18 protein-coding genes are annotated in these 23,188 nt (G+C 72.7%); 9 read left to right on the top strand and 9 right to left on the bottom strand.

The window, feature by feature from the left end; all coding sequences use genetic code 11:
* Positions 1–42 precede the first annotated feature (42 nt).
* A complete protein-coding gene (locus ACIQ87_RS01710) occupies positions 43–2,844 on the top strand; it encodes an AAA family ATPase (protein ID WP_402399937.1) in 2,802 nt (933 codons plus the stop codon).
* A gap of 21 nt (positions 2,845–2,865) precedes the next feature.
* On the opposite strand, the gene ACIQ87_RS01705 is transcribed toward ACIQ87_RS01710, so the two are convergent.
* From ACIQ87_RS01705 to ACIQ87_RS01670, 8 genes are all read right to left on the bottom strand, one after another.
* Positions 2,866–3,543, bottom strand: a complete 678-nt coding sequence (locus ACIQ87_RS01705) for a YoaK family protein (protein ID WP_402399934.1) — start codon at positions 3,541–3,543, stop codon at positions 2,866–2,868.
* 167 nt (positions 3,544–3,710) lie between these two features.
* Entirely contained in the window at positions 3,711–4,724 is a 1,014-nt protein-coding gene (locus ACIQ87_RS01700; RefSeq protein WP_402399932.1) for an alpha/beta fold hydrolase, read from the bottom strand.
* Between the two features lie 99 nt (positions 4,725–4,823).
* Positions 4,824–5,627 carry an alpha/beta hydrolase gene (locus tag ACIQ87_RS01695; protein WP_402399929.1) on the bottom strand — a complete coding sequence of 268 codons (804 nt, stop codon included), beginning with the start codon at positions 5,625–5,627 and terminating at the stop codon, positions 4,824–4,826.
* 72 nt (positions 5,628–5,699) lie between these two features.
* Positions 5,700–6,776, bottom strand: a complete 1,077-nt coding sequence (locus ACIQ87_RS01690; protein WP_402399926.1) for an MBL fold metallo-hydrolase — start codon at positions 6,774–6,776, stop codon at positions 5,700–5,702.
* 191 nt (positions 6,777–6,967) lie between these two features.
* Positions 6,968–8,857 (bottom strand): amidohydrolase, encoded by a 1,890-nt coding sequence (locus tag ACIQ87_RS01685; RefSeq protein WP_402399923.1) that lies wholly within the window; start codon positions 8,855–8,857, stop codon positions 6,968–6,970.
* A gap of 406 nt (positions 8,858–9,263) precedes the next feature.
* Positions 9,264–9,428, bottom strand: a complete 165-nt coding sequence (locus ACIQ87_RS01680) for a hypothetical protein (RefSeq protein WP_402399920.1) — start codon at positions 9,426–9,428, stop codon at positions 9,264–9,266.
* A gap of 147 nt (positions 9,429–9,575) precedes the next feature.
* On the bottom strand, positions 9,576–12,125 hold the full coding sequence (locus ACIQ87_RS01675) for a GH32 C-terminal domain-containing protein (RefSeq protein ID WP_402399917.1): 2,550 nt from the start codon (positions 12,123–12,125) through the stop codon (positions 9,576–9,578).
* A gap of 90 nt (positions 12,126–12,215) precedes the next feature.
* Positions 12,216–13,181, bottom strand: coding sequence for a carbohydrate kinase (locus ACIQ87_RS01670; RefSeq protein WP_402399914.1), 966 nt, complete (start codon positions 13,179–13,181; stop codon positions 12,216–12,218).
* A gap of 232 nt (positions 13,182–13,413) precedes the next feature.
* On the opposite strand from ACIQ87_RS01670, the gene ACIQ87_RS01665 reads away from it, so the two are divergent.
* From ACIQ87_RS01665 to ACIQ87_RS01635, 7 genes are all read left to right on the top strand, one after another.
* Positions 13,414–14,433 carry a sugar ABC transporter substrate-binding protein gene (locus ACIQ87_RS01665; protein ID WP_402399911.1) on the top strand — a complete coding sequence of 340 codons (1,020 nt, stop codon included), beginning with the start codon at positions 13,414–13,416 and terminating at the stop codon, positions 14,431–14,433.
* Between the two features lie 45 nt (positions 14,434–14,478).
* The gene (locus tag ACIQ87_RS01660; RefSeq protein WP_402399908.1) at positions 14,479–15,477 is read left to right on the top strand and encodes an ABC transporter permease; all 999 of its coding nucleotides are present in this window, start codon (positions 14,479–14,481) and stop codon (positions 15,475–15,477) included.
* The gene (locus tag ACIQ87_RS01655) at positions 15,474–16,301 is read left to right on the top strand and encodes an ATP-binding cassette domain-containing protein (protein ID WP_402399905.1); all 828 of its coding nucleotides are present in this window, start codon (positions 15,474–15,476) and stop codon (positions 16,299–16,301) included. Before ACIQ87_RS01660 ends, ACIQ87_RS01655 begins: the two co-directional genes overlap by 4 nt.
* 58 nt (positions 16,302–16,359) lie before the next feature.
* A complete protein-coding gene (locus ACIQ87_RS01650) occupies positions 16,360–17,382 on the top strand; it encodes a LacI family DNA-binding transcriptional regulator (protein WP_402399902.1) in 1,023 nt (340 codons plus the stop codon).
* A 527-nt stretch (positions 17,383–17,909) separates the two neighbouring features.
* The gene (locus ACIQ87_RS01645) at positions 17,910–18,464 is read left to right on the top strand and encodes a TetR/AcrR family transcriptional regulator (protein WP_402399899.1); all 555 of its coding nucleotides are present in this window, start codon (positions 17,910–17,912) and stop codon (positions 18,462–18,464) included.
* A 286-nt stretch (positions 18,465–18,750) separates the two neighbouring features.
* The gene (locus ACIQ87_RS01640; RefSeq protein ID WP_402399896.1) at positions 18,751–19,788 is read left to right on the top strand and encodes an agmatine/peptidylarginine deiminase; all 1,038 of its coding nucleotides are present in this window, start codon (positions 18,751–18,753) and stop codon (positions 19,786–19,788) included.
* A gap of 104 nt (positions 19,789–19,892) precedes the next feature.
* Positions 19,893–21,053: an agmatine/peptidylarginine deiminase gene (locus tag ACIQ87_RS01635; RefSeq protein WP_402399893.1), complete on the top strand. Its 1,161-nt coding sequence runs from the start codon at positions 19,893–19,895 to the stop codon at positions 21,051–21,053.
* A 109-nt stretch (positions 21,054–21,162) separates the two neighbouring features.
* Here the strand turns inward: ACIQ87_RS01635 and ACIQ87_RS01630 are convergent, their stop codons facing one another.
* Positions 21,163–22,362, bottom strand: a complete 1,200-nt coding sequence (locus ACIQ87_RS01630) for an agmatine/peptidylarginine deiminase (protein WP_402399890.1) — start codon at positions 22,360–22,362, stop codon at positions 21,163–21,165.
* 142 nt (positions 22,363–22,504) lie between these two features.
* On the opposite strand from ACIQ87_RS01630, the gene ACIQ87_RS01625 reads away from it, so the two are divergent.
* The gene (locus ACIQ87_RS01625; RefSeq protein ID WP_402399887.1) at positions 22,505–23,140 is read left to right on the top strand and encodes a TetR/AcrR family transcriptional regulator; all 636 of its coding nucleotides are present in this window, start codon (positions 22,505–22,507) and stop codon (positions 23,138–23,140) included.
* Positions 23,141–23,188 lie beyond the last annotated feature (48 nt).

The following is a 23,188-nucleotide window of genomic DNA, read 5'->3' as shown; positions in this document are numbered from 1 at the left end:
CCTAGCGTTTCCCCGGTCAGGGTTCGAGGACAAGGGGGTTCCATGGTGTGGCACGGGCCTCACACCGGGGCGGTTCGGCCGCTGGTCGGCCGCTCCGTCGAACGCGAAGCAATCGCACGGCTGCTCGATGCGGTGCGGGACGGGCTCAGCGGCGTCCTGGTACTCGTGGGCGAGGCAGGGATCGGCAAGACCCGGCTGCTGGACCACGCGGCGGCCCTGGCCGCCGGGGTGCAGCTGACGAGGCTGGTCGGCGTGGAAGCCGAACAGCCCCTGGGCTACGGCGCGCTGCACCGGCTGCTGCGGCCGCACCTGCACCGCGCCGACCGCCTTCCCACAAGGCAGCGGGACGCGTTGAACGCGGCATTCGGCCTGGCGGACGCGGCGGCGCCGGACCGGCACCTGGTGGGTCTTGCGGCCTTGACCATGCTGTCCGACGTGGCATCGGAGCTGCCGCTGCTCTGCCTGGTGGACGACGTCAACTGGCTCGACCGGGAGTCGGCCGAGACACTGGCCTTCGTCGCCCGGCGGCTGCACGCCGACTCGCTGGGACTGATCTTCGCGGCCAGGCAGGACCTGGCCGGCCGCGGGCTGTTCGACGCCATGCCGCACCTGCAGGTCGAGGGGCTGCCCGCCACCGACGCCAGGAAACTGCTCTCCCTCACTGTTCCCGGCCACCTGGCCACGGCGGTCGCGGACCGGATCGTGGCCGGCACCGGGGGCAATCCGCTGGCGCTCATCGAACTGGGCGCCAACCTGGGCGCCGAACAGCTGGCCGGAGTCGCGCCGGTGCCCGAGCCGCTGCCGGTTGGCAGGCTACTGGAGGAACACTTCCGGCAATCGGTTGCCGCGCTGCCCTCGGACACCCGGACACTGCTCCTGCTCATGGCCGCGGCGCCGACCGACGACATGGCGGTGGTGTGGCACGCGGCAGGCGTGCTGGGCCTGCCGGCCAGGGCCGCCGCCGCGGCCGTTGACGCGGGGATCCTGAACCACGGGGCCGGCGGCGGGTTCCGGCATCCGCTGATCCGGTCGTCGGTCTACGCGGCGGCTTCCGGGGACAACCGGCGGCGGGTCCATGCCGCGCTCGCGGCGGCCAGCGATCCGGCTCGCGTTCCCGACCGGCGTGCCTGGCACCGGGCCGAGGCGGCCCTCGGCACCGACGACTCGGCGGCCGCGGACCTGGACGCCGCCTCGGACTGGGCCCGGGCCAGGGGTGGTTACTCCGCCCAGGCGCTGTTCCTGTCCAAGGCCGCCGAACTCACCACCGACCCGACCCAGCGCGCCGAGCGCTACCTCGCGGCAGCCCAGGCCCACTTGGCCTCCGGCGACCACGCCGCGGTGCAACCCCTGCTCGACCTCGCCGCACCCACCCTCGACCATCCCGCCGCCCGGGCCCGCGCGCTGCGGATCCGGGCCTCGGTCGAGCTGTTCAACACCCGCATCGACCGGGTCCCGGCCATGATGCTCGACGCCGTGGCCGAACTCGCCGACGCGGACCCCCGGACGACCCGGAAGCTGCTCTACGAGGCCGTACACGCCGCCGTCATCGCCGGTGATCCCGTCTACCGCACCACCTCGGCCGCCGTGTCCGAGGCCGTGACCGCCGCCCCGCCCGAGCCGGACACCCCGCCCTGGAGCCCCGGCGAGCTGATCGAAGGCCTGGCCCTGCGGTCGGCCGGCAGCTACCGCAGCAGCGTGACGACCATCCGGGCGGCCCTGACCCGGCTCCGCTCCGCAGCCGAACTCCGCAACATGGCCAGCCCGTTCAGCATCCTGGTGAGCATCGCCGCGACCGAGGTGTGGGACATCGAGGCGTACGCGGAGATCGTCAGCCGACTGGCGGCCGTGGACCGCGGCCACGGAGCGCTCTACAGCCTCAGCCTGTCCCTGTCGGACCTGGCGTACACCGAGATCTGGAACGGGCGGCTGGCCGCGGCCGAGGCGCTCTACGCGGAGGCCGACGACTACGCCAGCGCGATCGGGCTGGCGACGCACGGGGACGTGCGCAGAGCCCTGCTGTACGCGTGGATGGGCCGGGAGGGCGAGGCGCGCGCCGCCGTGGCGATGATGGAGGCCGTCTCCGAGACCTACGGACTGGGCTTGCTGCGCCAACTGGCGCTCCACGCGCTCTGCGTCCTGGAGCTCGGCAGGGGGTGCTACGACGAGGCGCTGCGCCATGCGCTGACCGTCTACCACGAGGACGCACCGTCACAGGGCAACCTGGTGCTGCCGCTGCTCGTCGAGGCCGCCGTCCGCGTCGGCGACCGGCGCGCAGCGGCCCTCGCACTGGAGCGGCTCGAGGCGCGTGCGCCGCTCGCCGGAACGCCGTGGGCGCTGGGGCTGCTGGCCCGCTGCCGGGCGCTGGTGGCCGAGGACGCCGAGGCCGAGCAGTGGTACGCGGAGTCGATCGATCTGCTGGGGCGCGTTCCGCTGGCCGCGGAACACGCCCGGTCACGACTGCTGTTCGGCGAATGGCTCCGGCGGCGCAAGCGCCGGTCCGAGGCCAGGACACATCTGCGGGCCGCGCACGAGCTGTTCGAGGCCGGGGGCGCGGCGCTGTTCGCCAAGCGGGCCCGGGCCGAGCTGCTCGCGACCGGGGAGACGGCGCGCAGACGTGTCCCGGGGACCAGGCTCGATCTCACGCCCCAGGAACGACAGGTGGCGCTGCTGGCCACCTCGGGACTGACCAACGCCGAGATCGCCTCCCGGCTCTTCATCACGACCTCGACGGTCGAGTTCCACCTGAACAAGGTGTTCCGCAAGCTCGGCATCACCTCGCGGCGGAAGATCGCCGCCGCACTCGATCCGACCGGACTCGCCGACGGTCCCTCGACCTCCGGCTAGTGCCGCGGTGGGATCGTCGGGTCAGCCCCAGGCCTCGGCGGACCGCCGGCGGCTGAGCCGGTCGGCGACGGCCGAGCAGACGGCGAGCAGCCCCGCGGCGGTCCACAGCGGGGCTGCCACGTCGGTGTGCCGCAGCAGCAGTCCGCCCCCGAAGGCGCCCGCGGCCATCGCCAGGATCGAGGCGACGCGCAGTCCGCGGACGCGGGACGCGGTCCGGTCGGCGAACAGTCCCGCGGTGGTCAGGGTGAGCACCGTCGTGGTCAGGTCGGGGACGGCCAGGCGCCGTACGACGGCGTTCTGCATCCCCATCACCACCGCGAGCAGGGCGACGAGGGCCAGCTGAACCGTACGCCGCCCCGGGGCGGCGAGCGCCGCCAGCACGGCGGCCCCGATGACGAAGGCGCACTGCGCGGCGGTCGAGAGCGCCAGCAGCCGCCCGCGGTGCGTGGTGCTGCCGCCGACGTGGCGCCCGCCGAGGTACGCCCCGGCGCCGAAGGCTCCCACGGCCAGCAGCGTCGCGCTCCACGACACTCCCCCGACGCCGCTGAGCGCGAAGCCGGAGAAGACGACGTTGCCGGTCATGTTCGCGACGAAAACGTGGCCGAGCACCAGGTAGCTGACGGCGTCGACCAGCCCGGTCGCCACCGTCAGCGCCAGGAGCAGCGCGGGCAGGGGCCCGTGGTTCCGGCTCTCGGGCATGGATCGTTCTCCTTCCGCGTCGAGGGCGGCGGGACCGCGCGTCGCCGCGCTGCCTCGCCGCCCCGTGGTCGCCTGATCAGGCGGTGGCCCGCACGGCCGCGCCGGACGGGGTGGGCTCGAAGGTGGGGAAACCCTTGATCACGATCGCCCTTTCCGACACCGGGGGTTCAGGGCCGGCCGAGGAAGTCGAGCAGCATGGCGGTCAGTTCCTCGGGGTGCTCCTCGTAGATCCAGTGGCCGGAGTCCGGGATGGTCACGCCGGTGACGTCGGAGGCGTACGCCTTGACCTGGTCGCCCTCGGCGCTTCCGAGGCTGCCCGACGCGCCGATGGCGAGCACCGGCATCGGGAGCGGGGTTCGCTGGAATTGCGCGTCGTCGCGGATGTCCTGCGGGAACACCCGGAACCAGGCCAGGCTCGCCGCCAGATGGGCGGGGTCGCGCAGGTAGTGGGCGAACACCCGGATGTCGTCCTGGCTCACCGCGCCCGGGACACCCTCGAACCCGCCGATGAAGCCGGCGGTCCAGGTGACCTCACGGCCCCGGATCATGTTCTCCGGCAGGCCGTCGGTCAGGTTGAAGAACCCGAAGTTCCAGACCCCGGGGCCCCGCTGGGTCAGTGAAGGGATCTGGTAGATGCTCAGGTCCGGGATCGGCGCCTCGCTGAGGACCAGCTTCTTGACGGTGGCGGGGTACTGCGCGGCGTAGGAGTAGGCGACCATCGTGCCGATGTCGTGGCCGACGATCCGCACGTCGTCGTCCTTGCCGAGCGACACCAGCAGCGCGTGCAGTTCGGCGGCCATCGTCTTCTTGTCGTAGCCCGAGGGCGGGGCGTCGCTCTGCCCGGCACCGGGCAGGTCCGGGGCGATGACCGTGTAGTGCTCGGCCAGGGCGGGCATGATGCCGTGCCACTCGTACCAGGTCTGCGGGTAGCCGTGCAGCAGCACCAGCGTCGGCCCGTGGCCGCCGATCACGTAGTGCAGGCCGATGCCGGCGGCCCGGGTCCGGTGCTCGCTGAACCCTGCGGGCATCCGCTCACCGGCGGACGAGGTCGACGAGCTGGAGGAGGCGGACGTGGGGGCCGCGGCGGCGCCGATCGCCGTCGTGCCCACGGCGACGGCCACGGCCAGGGCCGCGCCGAGCAGTCGGCGGTTGCTGCGGGTTCCGGGCAGGGGGAATCTCACTCAGTACTCCAGGGTCGGTGATGGGTGACGGAGGATCGGCGGCCCCTGACGGGGTGCCGGGTTCGGCGGACGTCGGCCGTGCCGCCGTCGGCGAGGTGGTCAGGCCTGCCCACCCTGACGCCGCAGCCAGGCCAGCGCCGCGTCCGCGACCTCGCGCCAGCCGCTGTCGATGGTCAGCGAATGCCCGCGGTCGGGGAAGGCCATGAACTCGGTGACCGCCTCGGAGTGCCGGTACTGCTTGAACGTGGCACGGGTGACCGACTCCGGGACGGTGTGGTCCTTGCCGCCGGAGACCAGCAGCAGCGGGCCGCGTGCGGAGTTGGCGGTGTCGACCTCGGCCGGCGAGTGGGGGTCGAAGTTCGCCGCGGCGGCCTCGAACAGGGGCTTGCCCGGTGCCGGGATGGTCCACCGCTCGAACAACCCGTCGGACTCCTCCTCGCTCAGCGCGTTGCCGAACGCGAAGCGGAACTGCTCGGCGGTCAGGGACACCGCGCGGTGCTTGTTCGCCGGGTTCTTGAACACCGGCAGCGTCGACCGCAGGGCGGACAGCGGAAGCGGCAGGACGCCCTTGATCTGGGCCGCGTCGATCGCCACGGCCGCCGCCGCCAGGTCCTGGCCGAGGAGCTTCTGGGCGATCATGCCGCCGAAGGAGTGGCCGATGAGGATCGGCGGCGTTCCCAGGCCGCGGATGATCGTCGCGTAGTGCTCGACGACGTCGTCGATGCCGTGGTCGGCGATGCTCTCCGGGTTCTGCCGGGCCTCCTCCACGGTGTCCGGGTCGCCGGGCCAGCCCGGCGCTGACGGGGCGTAGCCCTCCTCGCGGAAGAGGTCGATCCACGGCTGCCAGGAGGCGCTGTGCAGCCACAGGCCGTGGATGAAGAGGACGGGGATCGGACCGGTCATGACCGCGTGCCCTTTCTCGGGAGCGAACTCGGGTGGTACCGGTTCTGGCCTGACGGTGCGCCGGACCGGGTCTCAGGGGCGGGTGCTGAACGGGCCGAGGATCCCGGCGTCGATCCGGAGGGACTCGACCATGGCCGCGGCGTTCTCGAGCGTGAACACGTCGGCCGCGGCGAGCACGCCGGTGTACTTGGCGATCACCGGTGCGGCGGCCTGCGCCGCCACCGCGTCGAGGTAGGTCTTGAAGATCGCCCACGAGTTGCCCTGCGGGCCGTACTTCGCGAAGTACGGCGTGGGGTCCAGGTTCATCGAGGCCCGGGTGGAGGCTTCCAAGTCGGCCGTGTAGGCGCGCTGGAGGTCGCCGTCCGCCCGCACGCCCAGCCGGCCGAGGTGGCCGCCGACCAGGGTCCGCCACGGGTAGCCCATGGCGATGTCCTGCGCCCGCAGCCAGGCCGGGATGTCCTGGGAGACCGCGAGGTTCTTGAACGGCACCCAGCCCGGGTACAGGACGTCGACGACCATGAGGGTCCTGTGTTGCGGCGCGTGGATGAAGATGTTGTCCGGGCTGTGGTTGGGGCCGTGGTAGGCCAGCTCCAGGCGCTCGCCGCCGACCTCCAGCGTGTAGCGGTCCTCGAAGGTGACGGTCGGCGCGGGACGGTTCGGGTCGCCGTCGCGCAGCAGCAGGCGACGGCATTCGGCGTGGCCGATCCGCACGACGTCCTTGCCGAGGATCGACGAGGCGCCCGCGTGATCGGCGTGCGAGTGCGAGTAGACGAGGTGCGTGACCTGTGACGGACGGCCGTTGGCCCGCGTCACGTCGGCGATCGCCCGCAGCAGGTTGTGCCCGATGGTCGGCGGGGCGTCGACCAGGACGACGCCTTCCCGGGTGCTGAGGAACATCGCCTGGTAGTACCCGTCGGTGACCCAGTGGAGGTTCCCGTCGATCCGGCCGACGTAGTAGCCCGCGTCGTTGATCGCCGGCCCCTTCGCGGCGAGCGGGACCGGTGCGAAGTCGGGGAGGCCGGGGGTGGCGGTCGGGGAGGCTGCCGCCGTGCCGCCCAGGGCGGTGCCGGCGACGGCGACCGCGGGCAGCACGGCCGCCGTGCGCAGCAGGGCCCGGCGGTTCGCCGGGGCGTTCATCGACTGGCTCATGGAGTGGCCCTTCGGGATCGGTGGTGCGGTGCGGGGGGATTCAGGTGCTCGTGACGGAAGACCGCGCAGGGCGACGCGCGGTGCGGCAGGACCCGGGGCGAGCAGGCCGCCCACCGTGCCAGACCAGCAGCAGGCCGGTGACGACGCGCAGGATCAACAGCCCGGTGTTCACCGCGCTCTCCTCGCTCGCATCACCCGAAACAGGGATCGGACATCCGGGCGACGGCGTCCGCCCCGGGGGCGGCCCCGCGCCGGCCGGGCCGACGCCGCTGCTCCTCGGAGTCCACGGCGGCCTGGCCCAGCAGCTCGGCCTGGACCACGCCGTCGCCGGCCCGACGCGGGCCGGCCTGGTAGCCGCCGAAGTGGGCGAGCGGGCTCCAGGCGGGTTCGACCGGCGGCGCGGGCGCCGCGAGGCCCTCGAACTCGCCGACCGCGTGCACGATCCGGCCGCCGACCACGGTGAGGGCGGCTTCGATGAGCGGGATGTCCTGCTCGGCGACGGTGAAGTAGTCGTCGGTGAGGATCGCGAGATCGGCGAGGAAGCCCGGGCTCAGCCGGCCCTTCACGTCCTGCTCGCCGGTGAGGCGGGCCCCGGCGGCGGTGTACATCTCCAGCGCGGTCTCCCGGCTGACGCAGTGTGCTGCCGAACGGGTGCGCAGGCCGCCGACGGTGCGCCCGGAAACGAGCCAGTGCAGGGCCACCCAGGGGTTGTAGGTGGAGACCCGGGTCGCGTCGGTTCCGGCCGCGACGCTCAGCCCGCGGTCGAGCATCGCGCCGAGCGGCGGGGCGGCCGCCGCCACGGCGGCGCCGTACCGGCGCGCGAAGGTCTCGCCCTGGTACGCCAGCCGGTGCTGCACCCCCAGCGACCCGCCGAGCGCCGCGATGCGGTCCAGGCTCTCCGGCGAGACGGTCTCGGCGTGGTCGAACAGCCACCGTCCCGGCCCCGGGAAGAGCCCCTCGGCGGCGAGCTTCTCGAAGACTGCGAGGTCGCGACGGATGGTCTCGTCATAGGTGGCGTGCAGCCGGAATCCCCAGCCGTTCTCCAGCAGGACCCGCACCGCCTGTTCCAACTGGGCTTCGTACGGACCGAGTTCAGGACGTGGCTGGGCGAAGTTCTCGAAGTCGGTGGCGGCCCAGACGAGGTTCTCGCCGGCGCCGTTGAACCTGAGCCACTCGTCGCCGTCGCCGGGCTTGACCAGGGCGGCCCAGCGCCGCAGGTCCTCGACCTCCTGCCCGAGCGTCTGTGGGAACAGGTGGTACGCGACGCGCACCGTGAGCTCCCCCGCGGCGGCCAGCTCCGTGACGGCCGTGTAGCCCGACGGGAAGTCCTGGAAACCGCCGGCGCCGTCCACCAGCGAGGTCAGGCCGAACCGGTTGAGCTCGCGCAGGAAGTGGGCGGTGGAGGCCTTCTGCAACGCGGGATCGAGCACCGGTGCCTTGGCGAGCGTCGCGTAGAGCAGCCCGGCGGCCGGGGCGGCGATCAGCATCCCGGTCGGCTCGCCGTCGTGGCCGCGGACGATCTGCCCGCCCGCCGGGTCGGGGCTGTCGCGGGTGATGCCCGCCGCGCGCAGGGCGGCGCGGTTCAGCACCGCGGACTGGTACAGGTGCGTGATGATCACCGGCGTGTCCGGCGCCGCCGCGTTCAACTCGGCGGGCGAGGGCAGGCGGTGCTCGGCGACCGTCTCGACGCTCCAGCCGCCGGCGACGCGGACCCACTGGCCCGCCGGTGTCCGGGCGGCCTGTTCCCGCAGCATCCTGAGCCCCACCGCGAGCGACGGCACGCCGTCCCACCGCAGCTCCAGGACGAAGTGCAGGCCGCCGCGGACGACATGGCAGTGCGAGTCGTTCAGCCCGGGGACGACCCTGCGGTACTGCGCGTCCACCACCAGGGTGTCCGGCCCGATGTGCGGCGCGACGTCCCGGTCGTCGCCGACCACGCCGATCCGCCCGCCGCGCACGGTCAGCGCCGAGGCCACCGGGCGGCGCGGGTCGCCGGTGTGGATCCGCGCATTGCGGACGACCAGCTCGGCGCGGTCGCCTTCCTTGCCGGGCCGCAGGCCCGCCACGGGCATCGATGTCATCGGAGCTCCTCGCTTCGCTGGGTGCCACCCCCAGGACAGCACCGGGCCCGGTCCGCTCGAACCGTGGAAAGACCCCAGTCCTGACGTGCCGTCACCACGTCGCACGGCTGGGGATCGACCCCGGTGCGAAGCCGGGGCGGGGCGCCTGACCGTACGGGCCGAGCCGGAGCGAAGCCGGCACACACCACCAACTCCGGTGCATGGAAAACTCGTTGGAGATTGCACCGCGCTCCTGACGTGCGTGTTCGTGCTGTTCGCAGCACGTGACGATCTCGCCGGAATCGCTCCACACGGCGACTTGCTCGCACCTCCTGATCGGCAGCCGAGCCGTCGTGGGATGCCGGGCGGCGAAGCCGTCACAGCCACAGCGGGTGCCGGAGGCGGGCACGTGGGGTCAGAAGACGGTTCAGGCCTCGGCCCACAGCACGACGGGCCGCAGCGCCGGCCCGGTGACGATCGCCGTGTAGACGGCGACAGCCAGGTTCTGCTCGGCCAGGACCTCGACGACCCGGCACATCTCCGAGTGACTGTCGCGCCCCCCGTACTCGGTCGGCAGCACCGGCAGCAGCACGCCCGCAGCTGTCAGGACGGCCCAGTCGGCAGGGGGCAGCTCCCACTGCGGGTAGGTCGCCGCGTCGAAGCGCGAGGCGGCCTCCTCCCCGGCACCGGAGGTCCGGCGACTCCCGCCGGGCTCGCGACGGGAGTCGCCGGACCCTCCCTACCCCCGCCAGGAAGACCTCAGGTGGCGGACCGTCAGCGACTCGGCCCGTGCGGCGCCCCCGTCGGCGTAGAGGGCGACGCCGGTGTCGGACGGGTCGGGGAAGATCTGGTCGGTGAGCACGAGCGTGCCGTCGCCCGCGTAGACCTCGACCGAGGAGGCGTCGACCAGGATGCGCAGGTCGAGCCGGCCGTTCGGGTCCAGGTGCAGCTTCGCCCGGTGCACGGCCGCGAAGGACTCGTGGAAGGCGGTGGTCCCGGACGCGGTGCGGTCGACGTACAGCTCGCCGCTCGCGGTGTCGTAGCCGATCCGGGTCCAGTGCCCGCCGCCGTCGTGCACCGCGAGGCCGAACTCCCGGGCGGTGCCGGCCCGCAGCCGGGCGTTGATCTCCAGGGCGGCGCCGCTCACCGGGAGCGGGAGCCGGGTGTCGCGCACCGGCAGGTCGGTGCCGCGCCAGGGCCGCCTCTCACGCAGCTCCTCCAGTTCCCTGACGGGGCGCTGGACGAGCACGGTACGGCCGTCGACGGTGGTGAGCGCGAGCTCGCGCGGGAAGGTGTCGGCGCCGCGCCAGGGCGAGGTCGGGATCTTGTCGGCGTAGGCCCAGTTGTTCATCCAGCCGATCACCACCCGGCGGCCGTGCGGCTCGTCGTTGACGCTGGTGGCGGCGTAGAAGTCGGCGCCGTGGTCGAGCCAGTGCGCGCGCTGCACCATGCCGAGGGCCGGGGCGTCGGCGAGCGTGAACCGGTCGGCGAGCACGTGGCCCCAGCCACCGGTGGCGTGGTCGGCGATCTGCACCTGGACCTGCCGGCCGATCAGGTCGGCGAGGTCCCAGGAGGTCCAGTCCAGGGCTTCGCTGTCACTGCCGGTGGCGCTGCGGACGACCTGGCCGTCCAGTAGCAGGTTGACGGCGGTCTGCCGGTCCTTGGGCCGGGCCTGCTGGTCGGACAGCTGGAGGCCGCCGACCATCAGGTGTCCCCAACCGCCGGTGGCGTTGTCGACGATCCGGACGGTCGCCCGGCGGCCGGCGAACTCGCCGATGTCCCAGCTGCTCCAGTTGAGTTCGCCGCTGTCGCGGCCGGTGGCGGTGCGGACCACCCGGCCGTCCACCACGAGGCTGACGGTGGTCTCGCCGTCGGTGCCGGCCGGGTGGTTGCCACCGCCGATCAGGAGGTTGAGGTAGCGGTGGTCGATGGTGAACTCGGGTGAGGTCATCGTGCCGGTGGCCGCGTCCCCGGCGGCGGGGGTGAAGGTGTCGAGCACACTGCCACCGAGGCTGCCGTCCAGGTGCTCCTTGGTGGGGGTGATCCCGGCGAGGCCACCGGTGGCGGTCCAGCCGGCAGGAAGGACCGGGCCCTGAAAGTCGGCGAGGGTGCTGCCCGGAGGTGCCGAGCCGTCGCCGGAGCCCTGGACGTACGGGTGGTTTCCGCCGCCCACCTGGAAGTTGAGGTAGCGGCGGGTGACGGTGAAGGGCGGCGAGAGGAGGTCGCCGGTGGCGGCGTCGCCGCCGAGGAAGGTGTTGACCAGGCCGGGGCCGGTGAATCCGGAGACGGGTTGTCGGCCGGGCAGGGTGCCGGGGGCGGGAGCGGTGCCGAAGGCCGTGCCGGTGGCCGTCCAGCCGCCGTAGGTGCCGTCGTCGAAACCGTTCACCAGGGTGCCGGCGGGAGGGGTGTAGATGCCGGCCGGGTCGTCGGCGGTGAAGCTGGTGCCGTCGAAGTCGCCGATGAAGTACTGGACGGCGGTGGAGTGCTGGGGGCCGCCGTTGGTGGAGACGGTCAGCACCCACTTGGTGCGCGCCGGGTCGCCGTCAACCGCGAGGGGGAAGAGGTCCGGGCACTCCCAGACCCCGCCGGTGGCTCCGGCCGGGCCGAACTCGCTCAGCCTGGTCCAGGACTTGAGGTCGTGGGAGGAGTAGAAGCGGATCTGGTGCCGGTCGGAGAGGGCGACGGCCATCAGCCAGCTGCCGGTCCGGTCGTTCCAGAGCACCTTGGGGTCGCGGAAGTCGGAGGAGCCGATGTCCAGGACGGGGTTGCCCCGGTACTTGGTCCAGCTGCTGCCGCCGTCGAGGGAGTAGGCGAGCGACTGCGTCTGGCGGCCGTCGGGCGTCCTGGCCGCACTGGTGTAGACCGCGACCAGCGGCGGGTTGTCGGTGGTGCCCAGGCCGCTGGAGTTGGTGCGGTCGTCGACCACCCCGCCGGAGAAGATCATCGCGGTGTCGTCCTGCGGGATGGCGAGCGGCTGTTCGGTCCAGTGCACCAGGTCGGGGCTGGTGGCGTGGCCCCAGGACATGTTGCCCCAGGTGGTGCCGGCCGGGTTGTACTGGAAGAACAGGTGGTAGGCACCGTGGTGGTAGATCGGGCCGTTGGGGTCGTTCATCCAATTCCGGGCCGGCGAGAAGTGGAACTGCGGGCGGTAGGGCTCCTGGTAGGCGGCCCCATGGTTGGTGGCGGCCGAGGCCGGGGTCGGCGGCAGGGCCGCCAAAGCGAGGGCGGCTGGGACGAGGGCGGCGATCAGCCGGCGGGCACGGGGAACCGGCGCAGGGGGAACAGGCATGGTGGGTGCTCCTCCGAGAGGGTGTCATCGTTGACTCATGTCATCGATGACAGCGACTGCGGAGGATGATGGGCGCGTGCCGACGCCCCGTCAAGAGCCCTGGCGCTGGCAGGGTATGCCGAACTGCTCCGCCCACGGCGGATTGGGGCCGGCAACCGAGCAGGTCAGGGCCGCGACCTCGGCGGCGAACCGGCAGGCGGCGGCGGCCTCGGCAAGGCTCAACCCGGCCAGCCGCCCGCCAAGTCGGCCGAGCCGCGCGAGGCGGTGCAGCAGCCCGGCGGTGAACGAGTCGCCCGCACCGACGGTGTCCACCACCACGACCTCGGGTGCCGGCACCCGGACCCGCTCGCCGTCCAGCGAGACCAGTGCCCCCGCGCCGCCGAGGGTGATCACCACCAGCCGGGCGCCGGCCGCGTGCCAGCCGTCGCAGGCCCGTTCGGGCGAGACGCCGGGCAGCAGCAGCTCCAGGTCGTCCGAGCTGAGCCGCAGGATGTCCGCCAGCGCGCACCACCGGTCGAGCCGCGCCCGGTAGACCTCCGGATCCACCAACTGCGGGCGGACGTTGGGGTCGATCGACACGGTGAGTCCGGCCCGGGCCCGGTCCAGGAGCCGCTCGACCAGCGCGCCGCCGGGCTCGCGGACCAGCGCGAGCGAGCCGGTGTGCAGGCAGTCCGCGTCGGCGAGCGGCACGGCGGCCAACTCGGCCGCGCTCCACTGCCAGTCGGCGGCCCGATCGGCGTGGAACGCGTAGCGCGCCTGACCGAGGCCGTCCACGGTGGCGAGGGCGAGCGCGCTCGGCTCGGGGGCCGCCACCACCGCACCGATATCGACCCCGGCGGAGCCGAGGTGAGCGCGGAACAGGCCGCCGAAGACGTCGGTGGAGATCCGGCCGAGGAAGCGCGTGGGCGTGCCGAGCCGGGCCAGCGCGACGGCGGTGTTGGCAGGCCCGCCGCCGGGCAGCACACGCAGGGCCAGCTCACCCGGACGGGCACCGGCCGGGTCGGCGAAAGTGTCGGCGACGCACTCGCCGAGGACCGCGACGAATCGCTGGGACACGAAGGACCGCCTCTCATGGATCGGTGAAGGAATGTCGCGCGGCACGGCCCGTCAACTCCGGTTCGTAGCAGCAGGTTTCGACCGCGTTACCCAGTTGTTACGCCCAGGGGGCTTGCCCGCCGCGCGGGGTCGACTTCATCATCCTCGGCAAGCGATGTCAACGTTGACATCATCGGTCGCCAGGCCTGACTTCGCCTCGGACCTCCACACACGCAGATCAGGGAGCCCACGCATGCCCCGTACCACCGCCCTCCCCCGCCTCGCCGCCTGCGTCACCGTCGCTACACTCGCCCTCACCGCCTGCGGCTCCGGCTCCAAGGGCTCGTCCGGGTCCGGCGCCGGCTCCGCAGGCGGCACCGTCAAGGTCGGCCTGATCACCAAGACCGACACCAACCCGTTCTTCGTCAAGATGAAGCAGGGCGCCGAGAAGTCCGCCAAGGAGAACGGCGCCACCCTGGTCACCGCGGCCGGCAAGTTCGACGGCGACAACGCCGGCCAGATCGCCGCCCTGGAGAACATGGTCGCCAGCGGCGTCAAGGGCGTCCTGATCACCCCCAGCGACTCCAAGGCGATCCTGCCCGCGATCAAGAAGGCCCGGGACAAGGGCGTCCTGGTGATCGCCCTGGACAGCCCGACCGATCCGCAGGACGGCACCGACGCCCTGTTCGCCACCGACAACAAGAAGGCCGGCGTGCTGATCGGCCAGTACGCCAAGGCCGCCATGGCGGGCAAGACCCCGAAGATCGCCACCCTGGACCTCGCCCCCGGCGTCGCCGTCGGCCGGCTGCGCCACGACGGCTTCCTACAGGGCTTCGGCGTCCCCGCCGGCGACCCGTCGATCGTCTGTTCCCAGGACACCGGCGGCGACCAGGCCAAGGCCCAGAGCGCGATGGAGAACTGCCTGCAGAAGGCGCCCGACCTCAACCTCGTCTACACCATCAACGAGCCCGCCGCGCTGGGCGCGTACACCGCGCTCAAGGCCAAGGGCCGCGAGAAGGAGGTGCTCATCGTCTCGGTCGACGGCGGCTGCACCGGCACCCAGGCCGTCAAGGACGGGAAAATCGCGGCCACTTCGCAGCAGTACCCGCTGTTCATGGCTGCCAAGGGCGTCAAGGCGGTGGCCGACTACGCCAAGGGCGGCGCCAAGCCCACCGGCTACACCGACACCGGCGTCACCCTGATCACCGACCAGCCGCAGACCGACGTGGACGCCACGGACACCGGCTACGGCCTGGAGAACTGCTGGGGCTGACCGGCTTCCAGACCACCACCACCCCGCTCCCCCAAGGACCGTCCGATGACCACGACCACCGCCCCGTACGCGGAACTCCAGGCTCCGCCACTCGCGCGCCGACTGCTCACCGCCCCGACCGCCGGACCGCTGGCCGCGCTGGTGCTGGCCTGCGCGTTCTTCACCTTCACCACCGACACCTTCCTCTCCGGCGGCAACTTCTCGCTGATCATCCAGCAGGTGATGGTGGTCGGAACGCTGGCGATCGGGCAGACCCTGATCATCCTGACCGCCGGCATCGACCTCTCGTGCGGCGCGGTGATGGCCTTCGGCTCGATCACCATGGCCCGGCTCGCCGCCGAGGGCACCGTGCCGCCGCTGGTCGCCATCGCCCTCGGCCTGGCGGTCTGCGCGGCCTTCGGCCTGGCCAACGGCCTGCTGGTGCAGCTGATCCCGCTGCCGCCGTTCATCGTCACCCTCGGCATGCTGAACGTCGCCTTCGCGCTCACCCACATCTACTCGGACGAGCAGACCGTCACCGACCTGCCAGGCCCGCTGACATTCCTGGGCGGCACCTTCCCGCTCGGCGACACCGACGTGACGTACGGTTCGGTGCTCGCGCTGGCGCTGTTCGCGCTCTTCGCCTACCTGCTCTCCCGCACCGCCTGGGGCCGCCACGTCTACGCCCTCGGCAACGGCCGGGACGCCGCCCGCCTCAACGGCATCCGCACCGGCCGCCTCACCGTCGGCCTCTACGCCCTGGCCGGCCTGGTCTACGGCATCGCCGCCCTGCTACTGGTCTCCCGCACCGGCGTCGGCGACCCCCAGGCCGGGCAGACCGACAACCTGGACTCCATCACCGCCGTGGTGCTCGGCGGCACCAGCCTCTTCGGCGGCCGGGGCAGCGTGCTCGGCTCACTGATCGGCGCGCTGATCGTCGGCGTCTTCCGCAACGGGCTCCAGCTGATGGGCGTCGCCTCGATCTACCAGACCCTGATCACCGGCGTCCTGGTGATCCTCGCCGTCACCGTCGACCAGATCTCCCGGAAGCGAGCCAGCCGATGACCACCACCCCCGTCCTCCAGGCCCGCGGCCTGGTCAAGCGGTACGGGCACGTCACCGCGATCGACGGCGCCGACTTCGACCTCATGCCCGGCGAGGTGCTGGCCGTCATCGGCGACAACGGCGCCGGCAAGTCCAGCCTGATCAAGGCGCTCACCGGCGCGATCACCCCGGACGAGGGCGAGATCCGGCTGAACGGCGAGCCGGTTCGCTTCGCCGGCCCACAGGACGCCCGGGCGGCCGGCATCGAAACCGTCTACCAGGACCTCGCCGTCGCCCCCTCCATGGACATCGCCGCCAACATGTTCCTCGGCCGCGAGCTGCGCCGCCCGGGCGTCCTCGGCACGGTGTTCCGCTCGCTCGACCGCAAGCGGATGCGCGACGAGGCGGCCGCCCACATGGCCGAGCTGAAGATCGGTCTGCGCTCCCTCACCCAGCCCGTGGAGACCCTCTCCGGCGGCCAGCGGCAAGCCGTCGCGGTGGCCCGCTCGGTGGCCTGGGCGCGCAGCGTGGTGGTGATGGACGAGCCGACCGCGGCGCTCGGGGTCAAGGAGTCCGGTCAGGTACTCGACCTGATCCGACGGGTACGGGACCGGGGCCTGCCGGTCGTGCTGATCAGCCACAACATGCCGCACGTCTTCGAGATCGCGGACCGGATCCACGTCCACCGGCTCGGGCGGCGGGCCGCGCTGATCAAGCCGGGCGACCACTCGATGTCCGAGGTGGTGGCCATCATGACCGGTGCGCTCACCGTCGCCGAGGACGGCAGCGGTACTGTCGTGGCGGACGCCGACGCCGCCAGGGCCGCCGGGGTCCGCGCCAGCTGAGCAGTCCTGGGCGGCCCGGCCGGGGGGCCGGGCCGCCGCCCGACAGAAACGGTGGTCCATGGCCTCGACCCGTCGTCCGACGCTGCACGACGTCGCCCAGGAGGTCGGCGTGAGCGCCAAGACGGTCTCCCGGGTGCTCAACAACGACGGACCGACGTCCGCCGCGACCCGGGAGAAGGTGCTCGCCGCCGTCGAACGGCTCGGCTTCCAGCCCAACCTGATGGCCCGCAACATCCGCACCGGCGGCCCGGACACCACTATCGGCCTGGTCGTCCCGGACATGGGCAACCCCTTCTTCGGCACGGTGGCCGGCGGGATCGAGTCCGCCGTCCGCGAACGCGGACTGACCCTGCTGCTCGGCTCCTCCGGCGACGACCCGGCCCGCGAGCGCGACCTGATCGCCACCTTCCTCGCCCGGCGGGTCAGCGCGCTCATGGTCGTCCCGGCCGACGGGTCGGACCACGCCCACCTCAGGTCCGCCCGGATCACCGGGCTGCCGGTCGTCTTCCTGGACCGCCCCGGCAGCGGCCTGGCCGCCGACTGCGTGGTCTCCTCCAACCGGGACGGCGCCCGCACCGGCGTCGCCCACCTCATCGCCCACGGCCACCGCCGGATCGGCTTCATCGGCGACCTTCCGGCCACCCTCTACACCCGCCGAGAACGCCTGGCCGGCTACAAGGACGCCCTGGCCGCCGCCGGCCTCCCGTACGACCGAACGCTGGTGGTCGGCGCCCACGGCCAGCCGGACGCGGCCGCCGCCACCGACCGGCTGCTCTCCCTCCCGGAACCACCGACCGCACTGTTCGCCGCCAACAACTTCGCCGCCATGGGGACGGTCTCCGCCCTCGCCCACGCGCGGCGCCGCGGAGTCGCCCTGGTCGCCTTCGACGACATCCCCCTGGCCGACATCCTGGAGCCCGCCCTCACTGTCGTCGCTCAGGATCCGGCCGCGCTCGGCACCGCCGCCGCCCGCGCCGCCCTGGCCCGCCTCGACGGCGACCGCGGCCGGGCCCGCACCACAGTGGTCGATACCCGCCTCATCGCCCGCGGCTCGGGCGAACAGCGCCCGCCCCACCGCTGATCGGCCTCATTCGGCCGGTCGGCCTGCGTCATCCGGCCTTCGGCACGCCACACCCACCCGGTCGTGCCCGTCCGCTCACATCACACGAGTTACACCGTTGGCCTGGACACACCCATTGTTCAGCGGCTGTGCCGATCGGGTCTGTGCCGATCCCGGATCACCGGGCCTACGCCGAGCTTCCAGCGCGCTCCAGCTGTCCTGCGCGTGCCCCTCGCCCGCGACGGCGGCCCGAACGGTGTCGGCCGTTCCCAGGGTGAGGCGCACGGTCAGCTGATCATTACTCAGAGTGAGCACGCGCGGCCCTCGCCTCGCTCAGCCGGCAGGTCCCGACGTGCCCGGCGACGAAACGGGAGCCGCCCCCAGGCAGATTCAAGCATTCCTCCCCCGGGCCGCAGCTTGTCCGAAAGCCGGCCTGCGGCCGCTCCGGACTCCGCGTCCCAGCTGACCGGACTTTCAGCACAGCGGGCGACCCTTCGCCCGACCCGCGGGTAAGGTGGTGAATCGTGTCTAGCCGTAAAACGTCGATCATGGAAGCAGCGGCGCGGGTGATCGCGCGGCGCGGGGTGCGCGGGCTGCGCGTGGAGGAGCTCGCCGCCGAGGCCGGCGTGTCCACCGCGCTGATCTACTACCACTTCAAGGACCGCACCGGGATCCTCCGGCAGACACTGGAGTTCATCAACGACCGGGCGGAGCGGTACACGACCGAACGTGCCGAGGACGCTCCGCCGCTGACGCCCCGCGAGGAGCTGGAGCAGACCCTGCTGCTGGAACTCCAGGACACCACCGAGGTCCGGGAGAACAGCACCGCCTGGGGCGAGCTGCGGGCGAGCGCGGTGTTCGACGAGACCCTGCGCGAGGACCTGGCGCGGGCCACCCGGATCTGGGTCCAGGAGATCGCCGAACTGCTGGGCGTGGTGCGGCCGATGTCCTCGGCGGTCGCGCTGGCCGGCGCGGCGGAGCGGCTGACCGCGCTGCTGGAGGGGCTGAGCACCCGCTGGCTCAGCGGCAGCCTGCCGCTGGCGCACGCCCGAACGCTGATGATGGACGCGATCGACGCCGAGGTGTCCCGGCTCGGGTCCTGAGCGGCATCCGACCGGGCCCTGACCGGGTCCCGCGCCGGGCCGCCACCCAGCCCGCGTTCCAGGCCTCCTTACGCCCGATTCGTCACGCTCCGTACGTACTTTCCATCTGCGGAGTCATGGCACGCCGCCGACTTTGACTAATTTTTCAGTCAATGCGAGCCTGAACCCGCAGGCAGGGTGCTGCCGCCGGCCCGTTTCCCGTGTGCGCCGGTGCGTCGCCTCGCGAAGAGTGGTCCTGACGGCCCCGCACCCTGGCCCGGCACCGTCGCACGAACTGGAGACCCTCATGACCAGCTACCACGACGCACACGCCGCCGAGACCTACCCGTGGGTGCCGGCGGACGACGTCCCGCACGCGCGGACCTGGATGTCCTGGCCCTCCCGCCGGGGCGTGTGGGGCCTGCGCCTGGGCGGCGTCCAGGAGGACATCGCGCTGATCGCCCGCACCATCGCCGAGTTCGAGCCGGTGGTGATGTGCGCCCCCGACGACTGGACCGCCGGCAAGGCCCGGTCCCGCTGCGGCTCCGGGGTGGAGGTGATCACCGCGATCCCCACCGACGACCTGTGGATGCGCGACACCGCGCCGGTGTTCCGCCGGGACGGGTACGGCGGCCTGGACGCCGTGGTCCTCAACTTCAACGGCTGGGGCAACAAGCAGGTCCACTACGACGACGCCCGGGTCGCCGAACGCCTCGCCACCCGCCGCGGCCTGCGCCACACCTACGCGGACTTCGTCGGCGAGGGCGGCGCGATCGAGACCGACGGCGACGGCACGGTGATGGCCACCGAGAGCAGCCTGGTCAACAAGAACCGCAACCGCGGTATGAGCCGGGACGAGATCGAGGAGGCCGTCCTGGAGGCCTACGGCGCCGACAAGATGATCTGGCTGCCCGGCATCAGGGGCCAGGACATCACCGACGACCACGTGGACGTCACCTCCCGGTTTGTCCGCCCCGGCGTGGTGATGGTGCAGTTGCCGCCCACCGACCGCAATGACGAGTGGGCGCGGGACGCCCGGGAGCAGTTCACGATCCTCTCCTCCGCGACCGACGCCCGGGACCGCCGCCTGCAGGTCGTCGTGGTGCACGGCCCGGACACCGTCCGCTCGCGCAGCTCCAAGTTCGTGGACTCCTACCTCAACTTCCACCTCGTCAACGGCGGGGTCATCACCGCCCAGTTCGGCGACGCCTACAAGGACGCCGCCGCCCGGGACACCCTCGCCGCGGCCTTCCCCGGCCGCGAGGTGGTGCAGCTCGACGTCGACCGCCTGATGGCCGGAGGCGGCGGCATCCACTGCTCGACCATGCACGAGCCGATGCCATAGCGGCACCGGCCACCCTCCGGAGGACCGCCCCGAGGGCCCTCCGCACGACCACCCGGGGGCCCGCCGCACGCCTCCGTCCTGCCACCATGACCGGAGTTACCCGTATGACCAACGCCCTGTCCCGCCGCACCGTGATCCGCTCCCTCGCCGGCGTCGGCGCCGGAGTCGGTGTCCTCACCCTCGGCCTCACCGGCTGCGACCCCAACGGCGTCGAGGACGTCGACGGCGCCGTGCCGCCGCAGCCGGGCGGCACCGCCGGCCCGCGCCGCTTCGGCGCCGAGTGGGAGAAGCACCTGCGCACGGTGATGTCCTGGCCCGCCTCGGAAAACGTCTGGGGCGACCAGCTGCCCGACGTCCGCCGGGACGTGGCGGGCTTGGCCCAGGCCATCTCGGCCCGCGAGCCGGTCGTCCTGATGGCCCGCCCCGAGCAGGTGGACGCCGCCAAGAAGGCCTGCGGCTCGGCCGTTGAGGTGGTGCCGATCGCCGTCGACGACCTGTGGGCCCGGGACACCCTGCCGGTGTTCGTCGAGGAGGGCGGCACGGTCAAGGGCGTCGACTTCAACTTCAACGGCTGGGGCGGCAAGCAGCAGCGCGGCAACGACTCCAAGGTCGCCCGGACGGTGCTCACCAAGTACGGCGTGGAGCGGATCGAGACCCGGCTGGTCGCCGAGGGCGGCTCCTTCGAGACCGACGGCCAGGGCACCCTGCTGGTGACCGAGAGCTCCGTCGTCAACGACAACCGCAACCCGGGGATGAGCCGGGACCAGGTCGAGGCGGAGCTCAAGAAGGTGCTCGGCGTGACCAAGGTGATCTGGCTGGCGGGCGTCAAGGGCAAGGACATCACCGACGCCCACGTGGACTGCCTGACCCGCTTCGCCGCCCCCGGCGTGGTGTTGCTCGACCAGGCCTTCCCCGGCGGCCCTGCGGACGTCTGGTCCCGCGCGGCCGACCAGGCCCGCGGCGTCCTCAACAGCGCCACGGACGCGACCGGCAGGAAGCTGCAGGTGATCGAGCTCCAGCAGCCCGACCCGGACAAGATCACCGGGCGCGGCGACGCCTTCGTCTCCTCGTACATGAACTTCTACATCGGCTCCAAGGGCGTCTACCTGCCGAAGTTCGGCGACGCCAGGGCCGATGAGCGGGCGCAGCAGGTGCTCAAGCAGTACTTCCCGGGCCGGGAGATCGTCCCGGTGAAGATCGACGCGATCGCGGCCGGTGGCGGCGGGATCCACTGCGCCACCCACGACATCCCCGCGCTCGGCTGACCGTGCGGGTCGGCCCGGGACCCGTTGTTGACGGGCCCCGGGCCGGCCACCCTTCGGGGACGGGCCGGTCGACGGGCCGGATCCGGCCCCGTCGGGCTCGCGCGCGACGTCAGGCGGCGGGCTGCTGCTGGGTGACGCAGTGGATGCCGCCGCCGCCCGCCCCGAGGTAGTCGATGTTGAGCTGTTCGACGGTGCGGCCGGGGAACAGCCGGGCGAGAGCGGCGCGGGCGGCGCCGTCGGCCTGGGTGTCGCCGAACTGGGCCGAGATCACCGCGTTGTTGCAGAGGTAGTAGTTGGCGTAGGAGCCGACGAAGTTCGGGTCGGCGGAGCGGATCTTGTAGTAGTCGGGGCCCTGGATGGTGCTGACCGAGATCGGGGCCCCCTGGGCGCCGGTGGCAGAGCCGAGGATCGCGTACTGCCGGCGCTCGTCCTGGGACCAGGGGTCGGTGTCGGTGGGCAGCGGCAGTTGGACGACGGCCGTGCCGGCGCCGAGGAAGCGCGAGGTGGCGTCCACGTGGTCGTCGGTGATGTCCTGGCCGGCGATGCCGGGGAACCAGATCACCTCGGTGGCGCCGTAGGCGGCGCACATGGCGCTCTCGATCGCGGCCTGGGACATGCCGGGGTTGCGGTCGGCGTTGATGATGCTGCTGCGGGTGGCCATCAGGGTGCCGGCGCCGTCGGTCTCGATGGCGCCGCCCTCGGAGACCAGCCCGGCGGCGGTGAACGGCAGGCCGAGGTAGGCGGCGACGCGCTGGGCGACCAGGGCGTCATTGTCGTGCGGGTTCTGGTGGTTGCCCCAGCCATTGAAGTTGAGGCCGATGGTGTCGAGGCCGTCCAGGCCGTCGGTCCGGAAGACCGGGCCGGTGTCGCGCATCCAGCAGTCGTCGACGGGGATGTCCCCGATGACGGTGACGGCCGAGCCGCACATCGAACGTGCCTTGGCGACGCTGGCCGGGTTGGCGCACATGGTCACCGGCTCGTACTTGGCGATGGTCCGCGCGACGAGGGCGATGTTGGACTGGGCACCGCCGAGTTTGCCGCGCCAGATGGTGCTGTTGTCCGGCCAGGCCATCCAGGTCCGGGTGTGCGGGACGGTGTCCAGCGGTACCCGGAGGCCGGCCGCGAGCCGCGGGGCGGGCGCGGCGCCGCGGCCCCGGGCAGCAGCCCGGGCCTGGCCGGCGGTCGCACCGGCCAGCGCGGTACCGGCGACGGCGAGCCCGGCGGCCGTCAGGAATCCGCGGCGGCCGAGCCGCGCCTCGACGGCCGGTTGGGGGTCGTCGGTGGTGTGGGGTCTGAAGCCTTCCTCCATCACTGTCTCCCTGTCAATGTCCTTTGGAAGTGGACGAGTTGACCGAAAAGGTAAAACTGGCCAAGCGCTCGGTCAATACTTCGCGCAGGCATCCGCACCGATCCGCCCTGCTGCCGCCCCCGGAGTGGCTACAGTGACGGCCATGGCGACACAGGCGACCGGCGCGGCCCCGCGACCGGACTCCGGACCGGGCGGCGGCCGGAGGCGCGCCTCCGCCAAGGGCGAGCAGACCCGGGCCCGACTGATCGCGGCCGCCCGCACGCTCCTCGCGGGCGACGGCGCCGGGCGGTTCACCACCCGCAACGTCGCCGCGCTGTGCGGGGTCTCGCACGGGATGTGCCACTACCACTTCGCGGACCGCACCGAGCTGATCGTCGCCGTGGTGCAGGACATCCGGCCCGAGTGGATCACGCCGCTTGAGGAGGCCGTCGCCGAGCCGGGCGGCTACGCCGAGCGCGCTGACCGGGTCCTGGCGCTGCTCACCCGGCCGGAGAGCCCCGACCTGGCTCGGCTGCACGCGGCCCTGCACTGGCTGGCCCTGAACGACGAACGCGTCCGCACCGCCCTGGAGGCCGAGTACGCGCGCTGGCGCTCCGCCTTCGTGTGGCTGTTCCGGTGCCTGGTCGAGGAGCGCGGCAGCGGCGCCGACCCGGTGCCGCTCGGCGAGGCCTTCGCCGCCGCCGTGGACGGGCTCGCCGCCATCGGGTCTCTGGACGGGACGGTGGACGACGGCCGGGTGCTGCGGACCCTGCTGGACTCGCTGTCCGCCAGGGCGTGACCGGCCGGTGGGCCCGCCGCCACGCCCACCCCGAACCGGACGGGCGGC

Source organism: Kitasatospora sp. NPDC096204, from assembly GCF_044763205.1.
In the GTDB taxonomy this organism is placed as follows: domain Bacteria; phylum Actinomycetota; class Actinomycetes; order Streptomycetales; family Streptomycetaceae; genus Kitasatospora.
This window is presented reverse-complemented; position numbering and strand designations above follow the sequence as displayed.

Bases quoted from the DNA above. Each gene is read 5' to 3' on its own strand.
- ACIQ87_RS01710 (WP_402399937.1), top strand. From the start codon at position 43: ATGGTGTGGCACGGGCCTCACACCGGGGCGGTTCGGCCGCTGGTCGGC.
- ACIQ87_RS01705 (WP_402399934.1), bottom strand. From the start codon at position 3,543: ATGCCCGAGAGCCGGAACCACGGGCCCCTGCCCGCGCTGCTCCTGGCG.
- ACIQ87_RS01695 (WP_402399929.1), bottom strand. From the start codon at position 5,627: ATGACCGGTCCGATCCCCGTCCTCTTCATCCACGGCCTGTGGCTGCAC.
- ACIQ87_RS01690 (WP_402399926.1), bottom strand. From the start codon at position 6,776: ATGAGCCAGTCGATGAACGCCCCGGCGAACCGCCGGGCCCTGCTGCGC.
- ACIQ87_RS01685 (WP_402399923.1), bottom strand. From the start codon at position 8,857: ATGACATCGATGCCCGTGGCGGGCCTGCGGCCCGGCAAGGAAGGCGAC.
- ACIQ87_RS01675 (WP_402399917.1), bottom strand. From the start codon at position 12,125: ATGCCTGTTCCCCCTGCGCCGGTTCCCCGTGCCCGCCGGCTGATCGCC.
- ACIQ87_RS01665 (WP_402399911.1), top strand. From the start codon at position 13,414: ATGCCCCGTACCACCGCCCTCCCCCGCCTCGCCGCCTGCGTCACCGTC.
- ACIQ87_RS01660 (WP_402399908.1), top strand. From the start codon at position 14,479: ATGACCACGACCACCGCCCCGTACGCGGAACTCCAGGCTCCGCCACTC.
- ACIQ87_RS01655 (WP_402399905.1), top strand. From the start codon at position 15,474: ATGACCACCACCCCCGTCCTCCAGGCCCGCGGCCTGGTCAAGCGGTAC.
- ACIQ87_RS01650 (WP_402399902.1), top strand. From the start codon at position 16,360: ATGGCCTCGACCCGTCGTCCGACGCTGCACGACGTCGCCCAGGAGGTC.
- ACIQ87_RS01645 (WP_402399899.1), top strand. From the start codon at position 17,910: ATGGAAGCAGCGGCGCGGGTGATCGCGCGGCGCGGGGTGCGCGGGCTG.
- ACIQ87_RS01640 (WP_402399896.1), top strand. From the start codon at position 18,751: ATGACCAGCTACCACGACGCACACGCCGCCGAGACCTACCCGTGGGTG.
- ACIQ87_RS01635 (WP_402399893.1), top strand. From the start codon at position 19,893: ATGACCAACGCCCTGTCCCGCCGCACCGTGATCCGCTCCCTCGCCGGC.
- ACIQ87_RS01630 (WP_402399890.1), bottom strand. From the start codon at position 22,362: ATGGAGGAAGGCTTCAGACCCCACACCACCGACGACCCCCAACCGGCC.
- ACIQ87_RS01625 (WP_402399887.1), top strand. From the start codon at position 22,505: ATGGCGACACAGGCGACCGGCGCGGCCCCGCGACCGGACTCCGGACCG.